This window comes from Pantoea sp. E956-1 (genome assembly GCF_982223955.1).
Genome location: NZ_CEUYZP010000011.1, coordinates 45,709 through 59,056, shown reverse-complemented (window position 1 = coordinate 59,056; position 13,348 = coordinate 45,709). Strand labels below are relative to the sequence as shown.

The following is a 13,348-nucleotide window of genomic DNA, read 5'->3' as shown; positions in this document are numbered from 1 at the left end:
GCGCATCCGGATGGCGACCATTCGCTTTCTGCCGGATCGCCTGAACTCTGAGCCTGTTGTTTTTCGGGGGTTTACCACCCCCGAGTTGGGAATGGCGGCGCTGGCGGGGGTGGGGATCGGTTTTGTGCTCTCCCTGCCTTTCGCCTTCATTTTTGGCTGGCTGGCGGTCCCGACGGTGGCCCTGCTGTTCCCGCTCGTGCTGATCGCCTTTGGCGGCAGATGGCTCGCCGCCAGAAAGCGCGGCAAGCCCGAGAACTACCTGTGGCAGCAGGTGGCGCTGAAAATGCGCCGCACGGGCTTCGGCGATCCTTCACTAATCATCGACTCGCGGGGCTGGTCCCTGCGTCGCAGCAAGAGCATCAGGAGCATCAAATGAGTCGTTTTCGCCACGCGGTTAAGGGCCGCGATCAGCATATTTTTACCCTGCGGGCGGCCTGCGTCGTGTTGCTGATACTGCTGATGACCGCCCTGGGCGGCTGGATGCGCGCCCCGGAAAAGCTGACCATTCATAACCCGCCGGACCTGCGCAAGGGCAGCACCCGCCCCTGGTGGGAAATCCCGCCGCCCACGGTATACGGCTTTACCTATTACATTTTTCAGCAGCTCAACGCCTGGCCCAAAAACGGCAAGGTTGACTATCCCGCCCGCATTCAGTCGCTGTCCTCCTACCTCACGCCGCAGTGTAAGGCGTTTCTTGAGGAAGACGCGAAGCAGCGCGGTGAGAAAAACGAGCTTACCGACCGCGTCCGCGTGGTTTATGAAATTCCCGGCCGCGGCTACGACACCAACAGCGTGAAGGTGGTTGACCGCGATAACTGGGTCGTGAAGCTGGACCTGGTCGCGGATGAATACTACCTCACCGAGCCGGTCAAGCGCGTGACCGTGCGCTACCCGATCAGGGTCGTCCGGTGGGACGGCGACTCCGAGACTAACCCGTTCGGCATGGCCCTGGACTGCTACGACGGCATTCCGCAGCGCCTCTCCGCCGCCCCGGAGCTGCCAAAACACACCAACAAGGGGATGTTCTGATGATGTGCTCAACGTTAACGTTCAGCTCCCGCGCCTGCCTGGTGGCGCTGTCGCTTGCGCTGATCCCGGCAGCCATACTGGGCACGGTGCCGGCGCGGGCCGACGAGCTGATGAAGTGGGAGCGCGTTCCCCTGCAGATCCCCCTGAAAACCGGCGCCGAGCGCGTTATTTTTGCCGATAAAAACGTGCGCGTCGGCTTTCCGCCCGCGCTGAACGGCAAGCTGCGCGTGCAGAGCACCGGCGGCGCGGTCTACCTGAAGGCCGACAGCGACTTTCCGGCAACGCGCCTGCAGCTGCAGGACATGGAGTCGGGCGAAGTGATCCTGCTGGACGTCCGCGCCGCCGGCACGGGCCCGACCGAGCCGGTTAAAATCATTTACAGCGGTGACGTCAGCACGGCCGGCAGCGCCGCCACCAACGCTGCCCCGACGTCCGGCGAGGACGCCAGCAGGGCGCCGGCCCGGCGCAAAAAGGTCAGCTACAAGGCGCCCATTCCGGTACTGCTGACGCGCTACGCCGCGCAGAACCTGTACGCCCCGGTGCGCACGGTCGAAGGCGTACCCGGAATACATCCGGTTAATCCGCACCTGCCGTCCCGCATCACCACGCTTTACCCCTCGGCGCCCGTGACCGTGTCACCCGTGGCCGGCTGGGGTGCGGCCGGGCGAACCGTGGTGGCGCTGCGTGTGCGCAACACCTCTTCCCAAAAGATCGTGCTCGATCCGCGGGAGCTGCAGGGCCAGTTTATCACCGCCACCTTCCAGCACCGCTGGCTGGGCGCCGCCGGCACGCCGGAGGACACCACCACGCTGTACCTGGTCACCGCCGGCCGCGCCGATGAGGCGTTCGTGCGCGAGCCGTCCACCGCCCGCAAGGCCGTCCGTTCCGCCCAGAAGGTGATCCGCTATGAAGATTAAATCAAACGGCCTGGTTAAGGTCCTGGTGCCGGCGGTTCTCGTCGCCGGCGGTTTTATCGCGGTCAAAAGCCACAACAGCAAGGCGCCCGAGCCCGCCGCGCAGACGGCGGCGCAGGCCGACTCGGCGCTGGCGAACCTCTCCCCGCAGGAGCTGAAGGCGCTCGGCGTCGAGGGCGACACGCCGCAGGACACGCTGAAAACCATCGTGGGATCCCTGAACGCCGTGCGGCAGCAGCAGGCCACGCTGAACAAACAGAACGCCGACCTGCTGGACGAGAATAAAAAGCTGCGCGAGCGGAATCAGAACGTGTCCGGGCAGGTTAACGAGGCCGTTCAGGGCGTTCAGAAGGGCTTCAGCGACCGCGAAAAGCAGCTGCGCCAGCAGCAGAACGCGCTGACGTCAAAAATCAACGATCTGACCTCCCAGCTGCAGAAAACCGGCAAGGGGCTGGCCGACAAGGCCGGCGGCCAGGACGGCGACATTCCGCTGGGCCTCGGGCTGGACGGCATGGGCGCCGGCAGCGGCGGCGCGGCGGCGGCGGGCGGCGACGGCCTGATGTGGGTAACGCCGCAGGACGGTAAAAGCACCCAGTCCGGGCAGGGCGGCAGCGGCAACGCCTCAGCCAGCGTCGGCGGCACAACGGCCTTTCCGACCTCCTTCATGAGCGAAAATGCCGTTACCCGACAGAAGGCAAACTATGAACAGCAGGTTAAGGGTTCAACCAGCGAAAAAGGTGAGGAAGACGAGGCCGAGCCGGTCTACACCCTGCCGGAAAACTCCACGCTCATCGGCAGCCGCGCCATGACCGCCCTGCTGGGCCGCGTGCCGGTCAACGGCACCGTGACCGATCCGTATCCCTTCAAGGTGCTTATCGGTAAGGACAACCTGACCGCCAACGGCATCGAGCTCCCGGACGTGGAGGGCGCCATCGTGTCCGGCACGGCCTCGGGCGACTGGACCCTGTCCTGCGTCAGGGGCCAGGTCAGCAGCATTACCTTTGTGTTCACCGACGGCACGGTGCGGACGCTGCCGAAGCCCGACCGCAGCGGCAAGTCCGGCAACGGTCAGAACGCACAGAACGGCGGTAAAGACACCGGCACCAACGGCGGCATCGGCTGGATTTCCGACGAGAACGGCATTCCGTGCATTTCCGGCACGCGTAAATCCAACGCGTCCACGTACCTGCCGACGCTGGGCCTGCTGGGCGCCGCCGGCGCGGCCGGCGATGCGGTGGGCCAGAACCAGCAGACCAGCCAGACCAACGCCTACGGCGGCGTCACCTCCACGCTGACCGGCGACGCCGGACAGGCGGTGCTCGGCAAGGCGATTTCCGGCAGCTCCGACGAGATCACCGAGTGGGTGAAGCAGCGCTACGGCCAGACCTTTGACGCCATTTACGTTCAGCCGGGCGCGCACCTCGCCGTGCACATCACCCGCGAGCTGGCAATTGACTATGAAGACAAGGGCCGCAAGGTGCGCTACGACTTCACCCTGCCCGGTGAAGACGGCAGCACCGGCGGGCTCGACTGAGGAGAAGTGACATGCAGATTTCAGTAACACTCGGCGTTTTTGTGCTGGTCGCGGCCGCCACCCTGACGGGCTGCTCCACGTCAAAGGATGAGATGCTGCCGGCGGGCGACAGCAACATGCTGGAGCTGTGGAAGGGCACGGACGGCGAAAGCGGCCCGTCGCGCGGCGTGGAGGGGCGCGCCGCCCTGCGCCGCGCCCTGACCGATAACGAACAGCAGGCGACGGCCGGCGACGATCGCAGCTACAGCCGCACCCAGGAGTCGGAGATCAGCCAGCAGTTTCCGCGCCTGCCGAATCCCGACATGGTGATGTACGTTTTCCCGCACCTGGCGCAGGGCAACACGCCCGTGCCGGGCTACAGCACCGTTTTCCCCTTCTATGACCAGACGCAGTACGCGATGCCTGGCGAACGCACGGAGGCGCTGTGATGTTCGGACTCTTTAAGAAAAACCGGCCGGCCGGACAGGCCGCGCCGGAGCAGGACGGCCCGGAGCAGCTGGCGCGCCCGGGAAAAATGACGCAGGGCGACGAAAGGCAGGTGTACTCGCACAATCCGTCGATCGTGGACTACCTGCCGTGGGCGGAGTTTCTGGACGAGGATCAGTGCCTTCTGCTGGACGACGGCGTCTCGGTCGGGGCGGTGTACGATATCACCCCGGTTGCCACCGAGGGGCGTCCCGACGCGCGCCTGGAGCAGATCCGGGACGTGGTTGAGGACGCGCTGCAGGACAGCTTTGACGACATCGAGGCCAACCCCTGGATCGTGCAGTTTTTCTGCCAGGACGAAAACGACGTGGACGCCTACCTGGACAGGCTGCGCGGGTACGTTAAGCCGCACGCGCAGCACACGGATTTTACCGAGGCGTGGCTGAAGGAAACCGAAAGCCACCTGCGCGGCATCTCCCGCCCGCAGGGGCTGTTCGTGGACAAGCTTATCACCGGCCAGCCGTGGCGCGGCCAGCAGCGGCGTACCCGCATGGTGGTGTACCGCTGGGTGGAGAAAAACAACCGCGACGTGATGCCGCCGGTCGGCATGCTGAACCAGGCGTGCGAAAGGCTGTGCGGCGCGCTCTCCAGCGTCAACGTCGGCTGCACGCGGCAGAACGGCCTGCAGGTGCACGCCTGGCTCCTGCGCCTGTTTAACCCGGCGCCGGAGGGCATGGACCGGGAGCAGTTTTACCGCGCGGCGGCCTACGAGGACACCCGCAACACGCCCGACGGCATGATCCCCGTGGAAAACGACTTCTCCGAGACGCTGCTGTTCACGCCGCCGCGCTCGGACGTGGAAAACGGCGTGTGGTGGCTCGATAACCTGGCCCACTCGGCCCTGACGGTTGAGCGGCTGCGCAAGCCGCCCGAGCCCGGCACGCTGACCGGCGAGAAAAGCCGGGGCGAGAAAAAGGTCAACGCCCTGATGGACATGTTTCCCGAGGGCACCATGCTGTGCATGACCATCATCGCGGAGCCGCAGGACACGCTGGAAGAGAAGTTTAACCGGCTGGCGAAGAACGCCATCGGGGAAAACACCGAGTCGGGGCGCGTGCGCCAGGACGTGGCCGCCGTGAAGGAGCTGCTGGGCAACCGGCACAAGCTGTACCGCGCGGGCATCACGTTTTTCCTGCAGGCCAGGGACATGAAGGAGATGAACCGCAAGCGCATCGAGCTTTCCACGGTGCTGCTCAACGAGGGGCTGCAGCCCGTTCGCGCCGAGCACGAGGTCGGCCCGCTGAACGCCTGGCTGCGCGCGCTGCCGATGTGCTTTAACCCGCAGCACGACAAAAAGAACTGGTACACCCGCCTGACGTGGGTCCAGCACCTGGCCGGCCTGGTGCCCGTCACCGGGCGGGAAACCGGCACCGGCAACCCGGGCTTCAGCTTTTTTAACCGGGGCGGCGACGTGCTGAACTTCGATCCCCTGAACAAACACGACCGCTCGCAGAACGCGCACATGCTGCTGTTCGGGCCAACCGGGGCGGGCAAGTCGGCCACCCTGTGCTCGATGCTCTGCCAGCTGATGGCCGTCCAGCGCCCGCGCCTGTTCATCGCCGAGGCCGGCAACAGCTTCGGCCTGACGGCGGACTACTTTGAAAGCCTCGGCCTCACGGTGAACAAGGTCAGCGTCAAGCCGGGCAGCGGCGTGACCCTGCCGCCGTTCGCCGACGCGCACAAGCTGTTTGAAAGCGACGCCCCGCCGCTGGCGGTGGATGAAAGCGACCTGCCGGAGATCGATGAGGACGACGAGGGGGAGGATAATGAAAAGCGCGACATCCTGGGCGAAATGGAAATCTCCGCCCGCATGATGATCACCGGCGGCGACCCGAAGGAAGACGCCGCGCTCAGGCGCGCCGACCGGGCCATGATCCGCGAAGCCCTGCTGATGGCCGCCCGTCAGACCCTGGATGAAAAGCGCCAGATGCTGCCCAGCGACCTGCAGAACGCCCTGAACCGCATATCCACGGACGAGGCCGTCGAAGGCGGCCAGGTGCGTAACGAGTCGCGCCGGGCCAGGGCGGCGGAGATGGCGGAGTCGCTGGGCATGTTCACCCAGCCCGGCAGCTTTGAGGCCGAGCTGTTTAACAGGGAGGGTTCGCTGTGGCCGGAGGCGGACGTCACGCTCATCGACCTCGGCCACCTGGCCCGCGAGGGGTATGAGGCCCAGATGGCGCTGACCATGGTGTCCCTGACCAACACCGTCAACAACATCGCGGAACGTGACCAGTACCTTGAGCGCGACATCGTGTTTACGGTGGATGAGGCGCACATCGTGACCGTTAACGCTCTTCTGGCGCCCTACATGACCAAGGTGGTCAAGATGTGGCGTAAGCTCGGCGCCTGGCTCTGGCTTGCCACCCAGAACCTTGAGGATTATCCGGCGGCGGCAGGCAAAATGCTGAACATGGCCGAGTGGTGGATCTGCCTGACCATGCCGAAGAAAGAGGTGGAGGACATCGCCCGCTTCCGCACGCTTTCCGAGGAGGAAAAGGCCGTGTTGCTGTCAGCCAGCAAGCTTTCCGGGTGCTACACCGAGGGCGTGGTGCTGTCGAAAAAAATGCAGGCGCTGTTCCGGGCCGTGCCGCCCAGCCTGTTTCTGGCGCTGGGCATGACGGAGAAAGAAGAGAAGGCCGAGCGCAAGGCGTTGATGCGTAAACATAACTGTTCGGAGCTGGATGCTGCTATTCTCGTAGCAAGAAAACTGGATCGTCTGCGTGGACTGATGACGGCTGAGTCGGCAGGGATGCCGGAATACAACGATAAAAGAGAGAAGCTGACCGCATGATTAAGCTTAAATACGCGCGCCCCGTAACACAAAACCCGGCGGCCGACGAGACGCCGACGCCAACGCTTTTCGGCCTGTATCCGCAGGGCGAACCTGCCGCCACGCAGAGCACGCAGGAGCGGCTTGAGGCGATGAAAGGCGCGCTGAAGGATCGTCTGCAGCCCCCGGTCGCCATTACCTGCAATCCGCACCGGATCGGGAAAAACAGCTGCGTCGCCATTCATCTGGAGGATGGCCGGGAAAAGCGCGCGGACATTCTTGTGACCCAGGAGGGCCGCGCCAGCCTGCCGCTGGACGACGAATTTGACTCGCCCCGCTGGTACGTCAACGTGCCCGACGCGGCGGATATGGTTTACATGACGCTCTGGGTTAACAGCGTGTTTGAGGATTGATTCCGACTGTCATCTCATAAAATTACCGGCCAGCAGGGCCGGTTTTTTTATGAGCTTTAAGCCAGTGGCTGATGATGAAAGACTTCTTTATTCTGAGACTGAAATGTCCGCTAAGAGCGAGAAGCGGACATTGAGTGCAAAAGAACAGCAAGGCCCGCCTTCATTCTTAATACCGACTTATCTACAACTGCTGAGTTACTGAGCTACCGTTCTCTGCGAAAAATACCGTCGCATCGGCTCCATTTACCAGTGATATTTGAGGAGGCACGTGACCAATATCAACATCGTACAGTACGGGCACGGCAACATTCTCAAAAGCGGCTTTAAGGGCATCCAGATAATTATGTTTAGTCGGGTCGTCTATGTCACGTGCAGCACTTCTGCCTATAAGAACACCATTTAAGTTATCAAACCAACCCTGTAATCGTAAGCTGAATAATGCGCGCGTTAATTCACAGGGAGCCATTTCTACGTTTTCAAAATAGAGAACTATTCCTTGAGCGCTATTTCTCTCCTTGAAAAATGGCAAATTCCCAAATGGCGTACCTGCTAATCTCGATATTATTTCAAGGCAGCCGCCAATCAATTTTCCGCTAAAGGTTAGAGAAGATGTAACACCATCAAGGCGTTTCCACTGTGTTTTTTGGGTCAGATTGAAACCTTGGTCTGACGCTGTTCCCCACTGATTTTCCTCAACCTGGAATGCTGTCGAGGAGTGCTGTTTGATTACTGTTCCCCGATTCGATTCCAGAATCGCCCATACAGCCTGAGTGGTGCTGTCTAACTCATGAGCGCCAAGATCCATTAGGTTTGGTCCATGCAGAGTAGCCCAACCTGAAATTGTCGTCAGTGGAAAATGAAGTGTACTAAGATCAGAAAAACCCACAAACCATTTTGGTTCAGACCGAGCTAACAGATTAAAATCAATCAACTCCAATAATTCCATAGCCAGATCACCGCCCCAAGGGGGCATAACAGCTTTTATGTCAGGATCAGTAAGATAAGACATTAATTCGTTAGCGCGAGAAAGCTTAGTAGAACTTTTATTTTTGTGCTGCGAGCGTAAGCAGTCTCCTTCGCGCACCTGGAACCCTTTTTTCTTAAGGTTTGCGATGGCGAGTTCCAACCTGGAGTGCAGGTGCTCAGGTACGCCGGAAGATGGAGCAGTTACACCAATAACATCTCCTGGAACCAGCTTGGGTGGAAAGAGGACATTCATGTATAAATCCTTTCAGAACATGTAGAAATCTATAATCCATAAATAAAGCCTGGATGTAAAATCAGCAGCCGAATCCTCCGCTTATTTAACCTGTGAAAGGTCCGCTACTGGCACATAGCGGACATTCGCTGTTCCATTTTTCATAATGATTCCGCCAATGCCGACAAATTTTCAAAATCCGAAATAGAGTTTACTGCTGAATCCCTGAGCACGCGCTGTCACGCTGGCACCCTGATACCCGTGACGGAGATTTGCAATGCGCATCAGGCCACTCCTGTTTTTTTCCCTGCTGATACCAGTACAGGTAATGGCAGGCACCGTCGTTTTCACCGACGCTCAGCACCCTCCCCTGAACCTTACCGCCGATACTGAAGTTGTGTGGCTGGACGGGCCCGATCGTCTGCAGCAGGCCATATTCGGCGATCTGTCGTCAGATCCTCAGCAGGCCGCCCTGCAGGCTCAACAGGTCATTCAGTCGCCCGACTGGCCCCGGAAACAGGCGCAGATTGCCGGCGCCTATCGTCAGGTGGTCCATGCCTGGGAAATCGGCCTGCACAAGTACCCCGCCGTCGTATTTGATGATCGGGATGTGGTATACGGCACCGCTGACGTGGCACAGGCAAACCTGCACCGCACGCAGGGGGCAGACTGATGCCCGGATCATTCAGAAAACACATCTGTGCCGCCGGCACGGCCTCGGTTCTGGCCGTGGCCGCAGCGCCCGCCACGCTCGCCGCCATCAATACCGCCGGGATTATCGCCAGCGCGGTGACGCAGGACTGCATCAGCTGGCGCGTGAGCGGCGTCTGCTACTGGCTGATGTGTACGCCCTTTGGCTGCTCGGTCAAAACCTCGGTTAAGGTGACGCACTACATCCCTGAAGTGGTGGTATCGACCTACACCGGCCCGGGCGGCAATCCCTGGCATGAAATGGCCTTTATGAGCGGAGCTGCCGGCGTCGTTGACGGTGGGCTGACCAGCGGCGCCGCCGCCGGAGGAGGGAATGCCGCCGACATCAAGGACGCGGGACGTCGTCAGTCAAACATTAAGTTCAAATACGCGGACGCCATCGGGCATCCGGCCACCTCCCTGATTGGCGGCAGCATTGCCGGCTACTCCTGCGACACGGCGGCCCGGGCATTTAACCCTTACTTCCTCAGTACGCTGGACTCCCTTATGTGGCGTTCGGGCCTGCCGGAGTCGCTTTATCCGGAGGCGCTTATCCCCGGACAGCGCGAGCTGGGCAGCCAGGCCGGCGCCAACATGTGGGGCAACCTCTATCCACGCTCGGGTTTTGTCAGCCAGACCGATGATGACAAGGCTTCCGCCGTCGTCGCCCAGCGCGTGGCCGACATCATTACCCGATCCGGGCAGATCCACGTTTATCAGCAGCTGAAGGGCACCCGCAAGCCAGGCTACTGGCCGCCGGGCGAGGTGAAGGAAAACACCGGCACGGCTAACCATAAATGGCAGCGGCTGTCCCCCACGCTCTCGGCCACCTGCGCCGTATTCCCCGACGGCGCCTGGCCCACGGCGCAGGACGGCAACGAGGCGTACGCCCTGTGGCAGCCCTACAGCTGCTGCAAGCGTCGCGGCCAGACCTTCCTGTATGCAACCAATTTTTAAGAGGCAACCATGACAACAACCACACTGAGGCCGGTTTTTCTGGCGGCCCTGGTCAGCGTATCAATTGGCCTGGCACAGGCCGATGATGAAAACCGATCCGGCGCCTTTGGCATTTCGCTGCCGTCGGTCAACGACAGCGCATTCGGCTACGGTAAAAACGTCAGCGGTGCGGTATCCGACAAGCTGTATTACACCCTCGGCGGCGGCTCCGTTATTTCCCAGCCGGCCACGCGCAGCAGCATGCGCAAGCTGGGAATGGATATCGGCTGGAGCAGCGACCTGATGTGCGGCAACTTCGATCTGAAAACCACCGTGGGCAACCAGCTGAACGGCGTGACCAGCGGCTATAAAAACCTGATGAGCGACGTTATTCAGGGGGCCACCGGCGCAGTCGCCAGCCTGCCGGCCATGGTGATACAGCGCGCCAATCCGGGCCTTTACGACATGCTGACCAACGGCGTGCTGCAGGGAAGCGTGGCCTTTGATAAGGCGCAGCTCAACTGTCAGAACATGTCCAAACGCATGATGAACTTTGCCGGCAACAATAAGTGGAACCAGAGCGCGGTCATGGACGAGTACAAGTCGCTGGTCAACAGCGGCGATGCCGACGCGGTACGCGTTAACAACGCCTCTGAAAAGCTGCAGGGCAAGTCCGGCCAGAACTGGATAGGCGGACAGAAGCGCGGCGGACAAAATCAGCCCGCCATTCGCCCCACGCACGACCTGGCCGCCGCCGGCTACAACATGATGAACAGCCTGCCCGTGCTGAGCACCACGCCCGTCAGCAACAGCAGCTGCAACGGCGGCGCGTGCGCAAAATATGGCAGCGCCGAAGAGGCGGCAAAAGCCGTGGTCCAGGTGGTTGGCGACAGCTCCCTGCGCACCTGCGGCGATGCATCCCAGTGCACCAGTGGCGATGACGAACAGCAGCCGGGGGCCACGCAGGCCGGCACCGGCTTTGCCCCCATTCTTGAGGAAACGACAAAAGAGAACACGGATCAGCTGGTGAAGCTGGTTAACGGCAGCGAGCCGCCCAACGCCGCTAACCTGGCGAAGCTTAAAACCGGCAGCCTGCCGATCACCGCCGGCGTCATCAGGGCGCTGCAGCGTGATCCGGACAATGCCGCCCTTACCGCCCGGCTTGCGGGCGAGCTGGCAATGGCCGATACGGTGGAAACGGCGCTGATCATGCGCCGTATGATCGTTACCGGCATGTCAGAGCCGAACGCCGCCTCCCAGACGGCCGCCATCGAGGAAGGCGACCGGCGGGTAACGGCCATCGACAGGGAAATTACCGCGCTGCGTAACGAAATGGAGCTCAAGCGCGAGCTGTCCCGCAACTCCGTACTGACCATCATCGAGCGCGAAAATGGCCGCGTAAACAGCAACCCGCAGACCCAGAGCGATGACAACACGGACAGCCGCATGAACCGCCTGGCGGTGCCCGAGACTGAAAACAAATGAGCGAGGCCCGCACCATGAAACCTGTAAAGGAGGCGCGCCGCGCCTCATTTTTCCGTCGTCATCCCGTTCTGCAGCGCATGCTGATTATTACCGGCACGCTGCTCGTTTTGCTGCTGGCCGCGCTGGTTATTGCGGACAACGCGATCAAAAACCCTGACCAGGCGGCCGCCTTCAGCAAGTGGATGGAGCAGGCAAAATATGGCTGGCTGATGTGGCGCCTGGCGATATACGGCGGCCTGACGTGGGGATTTGTGAAAATCCTGCGCGCGCCGGGGTTCAGTTCGCAGTACCGGCAGCCGCTTATGCGGATCGCCGCCGTGAGCGTGATTTTTGCAGTGGTGTGTGAACTGGTGCTGCTCAGCGGCACGGGAGCGTCATAATGCTGACCAACAGTTACCTGGAGTATTTCCTGACCCTGCTCGGCTGGGTCGTCAATAACGGCCTGTGGAATATCCTGCTCAGTACCGGCCTTTTTGCCGCTCCGGTGGCCTTTCGCCTTATCGGCATCTGGCTGAAGGTCCGGGAGGAAGGTGAGGATGAGGGAAACAAGGGTGCGCTGTCCATTCCCCGGATGGAGCACGCCATTTACACCTCCTTTCTGGTCATGATTGCCTGCTGCATGCCGCTGATGAACGTGGACATGAGCACCATCAAATATGATGCCTCCCGCGCGCAGACGTGCGGCACCTGGACGCCAAAGGCGCCGGATGACACCGGCTATTCGCCCGTGATCTCCAGCCTTAACGACCAGACGGCCGCCGCACCGATATGGTGGTATCTGATGCACAAGCTGGCAAAGGGCATTACCCAGGCGTCAGTCGCCACCATCCCCTGCCGTCCTGACATGCGCCAGATCCGCTTTGAGGTGCAGCACACGCGCATCAATAACAAGGGGCTCGCCGAGGAGCTGCAGGACTTCACCAACGACTGCTATTCGCTGGCGCTGTACATGTGGAAGCGCGAGGATCAGGGCCAGACGAAGGATAAATCTACCCTGCGCGACATTGAGTGGATTGGCAGCAAGACGTTTCTGGGCAGCTATTACGGCAGCCTGCAGTCAAAAACGCCCCGCGCCGCGTTTCCGTGGAGCGAAAGCCGGGACAGCGGGCGCCCGGACACTGGCCGGGGCGGCTATCCGGCCTGCAGCGAATGGTGGAGCAAGGCCGAAACCGGCCTGCAGGCCCGCGTCGTGGACCAGGCTGACCCGGGCTTATGGACCCGCCTTTCCGCGGCCATGTCCATGATCGGCGGCAATGCGACCGACTACCGGGAGGCCGTGATACGCCGCCTGGTGAGCCCTGAAAGCCTGACGGTTTCACAGGGCGGCCACGTTTATGCCGGCTACGGCGGCAATGCGGATTTCACCCTGGATAACTCGGTGTCGCGCGTTGCGGCGATCGGCGGAACCGCACTGGGAAGCGTCGCGGCGTTTCCGGCATTCGACGCCATGCGCCAGGCGCTGCCCATGGTGCAGGCCGTACTGCTGATGGCCGTGGTAGTGGTCCTGCCGCTTATTCTGGCTTTTTCAGCGTATGAGATTAAAACGGTTATCACGCTGACGTTTGTGGTATTCGCCCTTAACTTCCTGACGTTCTGGTGGGAACTGGCGCGCTGGCTGGACAGCTGGCTGCTGACGGCGCTCTACAGCTCGGACACGCACAGCAGTTTCAACATGGCCGGCTTTCAGAATAGCTCGGATGATCTGATCATGAACTTCGTTATGGCATCGATGTTTCTGGTACTGCCCGCGTTCTGGATGGGGGCGCTTTCATGGGCTGGAATTAGAGTGGGAGGAGCACTGGATGGTGCGCTTAAAAACGGAAGTTCTGATGTGCAGAAAGCAGGCGGTAGTGCAGTTGAAACCGCTAAAAGAGCCGTGAAATTGTAATGTCA

General features: G+C 61.3%; 13 protein-coding genes. 12 read left to right on the top strand and 1 reads right to left on the bottom strand.

Going from position 1 to position 13,348, the window contains the following annotated elements; translation table 11 throughout:
* The first annotated feature begins 10 nt into the window (after positions 1-10).
* From AC0T7J_RS20835 to AC0T7J_RS20805, 7 genes are read left to right on the top strand one after another with little or no spacing between them, the layout of a single operon-like run.
* Positions 11-376 (top strand): TIGR03750 family conjugal transfer protein, encoded by a 366-nt coding sequence (locus AC0T7J_RS20835; protein ID WP_067437301.1) that lies wholly within the window; start codon positions 11-13, stop codon positions 374-376.
* Complete coding sequence (locus AC0T7J_RS20830; protein WP_067437299.1) at positions 373-1,029, top strand: PFL_4703 family integrating conjugative element protein; 657 nt, start codon at positions 373-375, stop codon at positions 1,027-1,029. Before AC0T7J_RS20835 ends, AC0T7J_RS20830 begins: the two co-directional genes overlap by 4 nt.
* Positions 1,029-1,946, top strand: coding sequence for a TIGR03749 family integrating conjugative element protein (locus AC0T7J_RS20825; protein ID WP_473796624.1), 918 nt, complete (start codon positions 1,029-1,031; stop codon positions 1,944-1,946). The genes AC0T7J_RS20830 and AC0T7J_RS20825 overlap by 1 nt, the downstream gene beginning before the upstream one ends.
* Entirely contained in the window at positions 1,936-3,477 is a 1,542-nt protein-coding gene (locus AC0T7J_RS20820; RefSeq protein WP_473796621.1) for a TIGR03752 family integrating conjugative element protein, read from the top strand. The genes AC0T7J_RS20825 and AC0T7J_RS20820 overlap by 11 nt, the downstream gene beginning before the upstream one ends.
* 11 nt (positions 3,478-3,488) lie before the next feature.
* On the top strand, positions 3,489-3,905 hold the full coding sequence (locus tag AC0T7J_RS20815) for a TIGR03751 family conjugal transfer lipoprotein (protein WP_067437293.1): 417 nt from the start codon (positions 3,489-3,491) through the stop codon (positions 3,903-3,905).
* Complete coding sequence (locus AC0T7J_RS20810) at positions 3,905-6,754, top strand: conjugative transfer ATPase (RefSeq protein WP_473796779.1); 2,850 nt, start codon at positions 3,905-3,907, stop codon at positions 6,752-6,754. Before AC0T7J_RS20815 ends, AC0T7J_RS20810 begins: the two co-directional genes overlap by 1 nt.
* Positions 6,751-7,146 carry a hypothetical protein gene (locus AC0T7J_RS20805; protein WP_473796618.1) on the top strand — a complete coding sequence of 132 codons (396 nt, stop codon included), beginning with the start codon at positions 6,751-6,753 and terminating at the stop codon, positions 7,144-7,146. The genes AC0T7J_RS20810 and AC0T7J_RS20805 overlap by 4 nt, the downstream gene beginning before the upstream one ends.
* 181 nt (positions 7,147-7,327) lie before the next feature.
* Here AC0T7J_RS20805 and AC0T7J_RS20800 read toward each other — a convergent pair whose 3' ends face one another.
* The gene (locus tag AC0T7J_RS20800) at positions 7,328-8,365 is read right to left on the bottom strand and encodes a S66 family peptidase (protein WP_473796615.1); all 1,038 of its coding nucleotides are present in this window, start codon (positions 8,363-8,365) and stop codon (positions 7,328-7,330) included.
* Between the two features lie 256 nt (positions 8,366-8,621).
* Between AC0T7J_RS20800 and AC0T7J_RS20795 the strand changes: the two genes are divergently transcribed.
* Genes AC0T7J_RS20795 through AC0T7J_RS20775 form a run of 5 tightly spaced genes read left to right on the top strand, consistent with a single transcriptional unit; the run spans position 8,622 to position 13,343 of the window.
* Positions 8,622-9,017 carry a TIGR03757 family integrating conjugative element protein gene (locus AC0T7J_RS20795; protein WP_258996260.1) on the top strand — a complete coding sequence of 132 codons (396 nt, stop codon included), beginning with the start codon at positions 8,622-8,624 and terminating at the stop codon, positions 9,015-9,017.
* Complete coding sequence (locus AC0T7J_RS20790; protein WP_279857056.1) at positions 9,017-9,991, top strand: TIGR03756 family integrating conjugative element protein; 975 nt, start codon at positions 9,017-9,019, stop codon at positions 9,989-9,991. The genes AC0T7J_RS20795 and AC0T7J_RS20790 overlap by 1 nt, the downstream gene beginning before the upstream one ends.
* A 9-nt stretch (positions 9,992-10,000) precedes the next feature.
* The gene (locus tag AC0T7J_RS20785; protein ID WP_258996262.1) at positions 10,001-11,455 is read left to right on the top strand and encodes an integrating conjugative element protein; all 1,455 of its coding nucleotides are present in this window, start codon (positions 10,001-10,003) and stop codon (positions 11,453-11,455) included.
* A 14-nt stretch (positions 11,456-11,469) separates the two neighbouring features.
* Positions 11,470-11,835 carry a hypothetical protein gene (locus tag AC0T7J_RS20780; RefSeq protein WP_187486982.1) on the top strand — a complete coding sequence of 122 codons (366 nt, stop codon included), beginning with the start codon at positions 11,470-11,472 and terminating at the stop codon, positions 11,833-11,835.
* Entirely contained in the window at positions 11,835-13,343 is a 1,509-nt protein-coding gene (locus tag AC0T7J_RS20775; protein WP_258996263.1) for a conjugal transfer protein TraG N-terminal domain-containing protein, read from the top strand. Before AC0T7J_RS20780 ends, AC0T7J_RS20775 begins: the two co-directional genes overlap by 1 nt.
* The last annotated feature ends 5 nt before the right edge of the window (positions 13,344-13,348 follow it).

Excerpts from the sequence above, each read along its gene's own strand:
- AC0T7J_RS20835 (WP_067437301.1), top strand. The coding sequence starts at position 11 with ATGGCGACCATTCGCTTTCTGCCGGATCGCCTGAACTCTGAGCCTGTT.
- AC0T7J_RS20830 (WP_067437299.1), top strand. The coding sequence starts at position 373 with ATGAGTCGTTTTCGCCACGCGGTTAAGGGCCGCGATCAGCATATTTTT.
- AC0T7J_RS20825 (WP_473796624.1), top strand. The coding sequence starts at position 1,029 with ATGATGTGCTCAACGTTAACGTTCAGCTCCCGCGCCTGCCTGGTGGCG.
- AC0T7J_RS20820 (WP_473796621.1), top strand. The coding sequence starts at position 1,936 with ATGAAGATTAAATCAAACGGCCTGGTTAAGGTCCTGGTGCCGGCGGTT.
- AC0T7J_RS20815 (WP_067437293.1), top strand. The coding sequence starts at position 3,489 with ATGCAGATTTCAGTAACACTCGGCGTTTTTGTGCTGGTCGCGGCCGCC.
- AC0T7J_RS20810 (WP_473796779.1), top strand. The coding sequence starts at position 3,905 with ATGTTCGGACTCTTTAAGAAAAACCGGCCGGCCGGACAGGCCGCGCCG.
- AC0T7J_RS20805 (WP_473796618.1), top strand. The coding sequence starts at position 6,751 with ATGATTAAGCTTAAATACGCGCGCCCCGTAACACAAAACCCGGCGGCC.
- AC0T7J_RS20800 (WP_473796615.1), bottom strand. The coding sequence starts at position 8,365 with ATGAATGTCCTCTTTCCACCCAAGCTGGTTCCAGGAGATGTTATTGGT.
- AC0T7J_RS20795 (WP_258996260.1), top strand. The coding sequence starts at position 8,622 with ATGCGCATCAGGCCACTCCTGTTTTTTTCCCTGCTGATACCAGTACAG.
- AC0T7J_RS20790 (WP_279857056.1), top strand. The coding sequence starts at position 9,017 with ATGCCCGGATCATTCAGAAAACACATCTGTGCCGCCGGCACGGCCTCG.
- AC0T7J_RS20785 (WP_258996262.1), top strand. The coding sequence starts at position 10,001 with ATGACAACAACCACACTGAGGCCGGTTTTTCTGGCGGCCCTGGTCAGC.
- AC0T7J_RS20780 (WP_187486982.1), top strand. The coding sequence starts at position 11,470 with ATGAAACCTGTAAAGGAGGCGCGCCGCGCCTCATTTTTCCGTCGTCAT.
- AC0T7J_RS20775 (WP_258996263.1), top strand. The coding sequence starts at position 11,835 with ATGCTGACCAACAGTTACCTGGAGTATTTCCTGACCCTGCTCGGCTGG.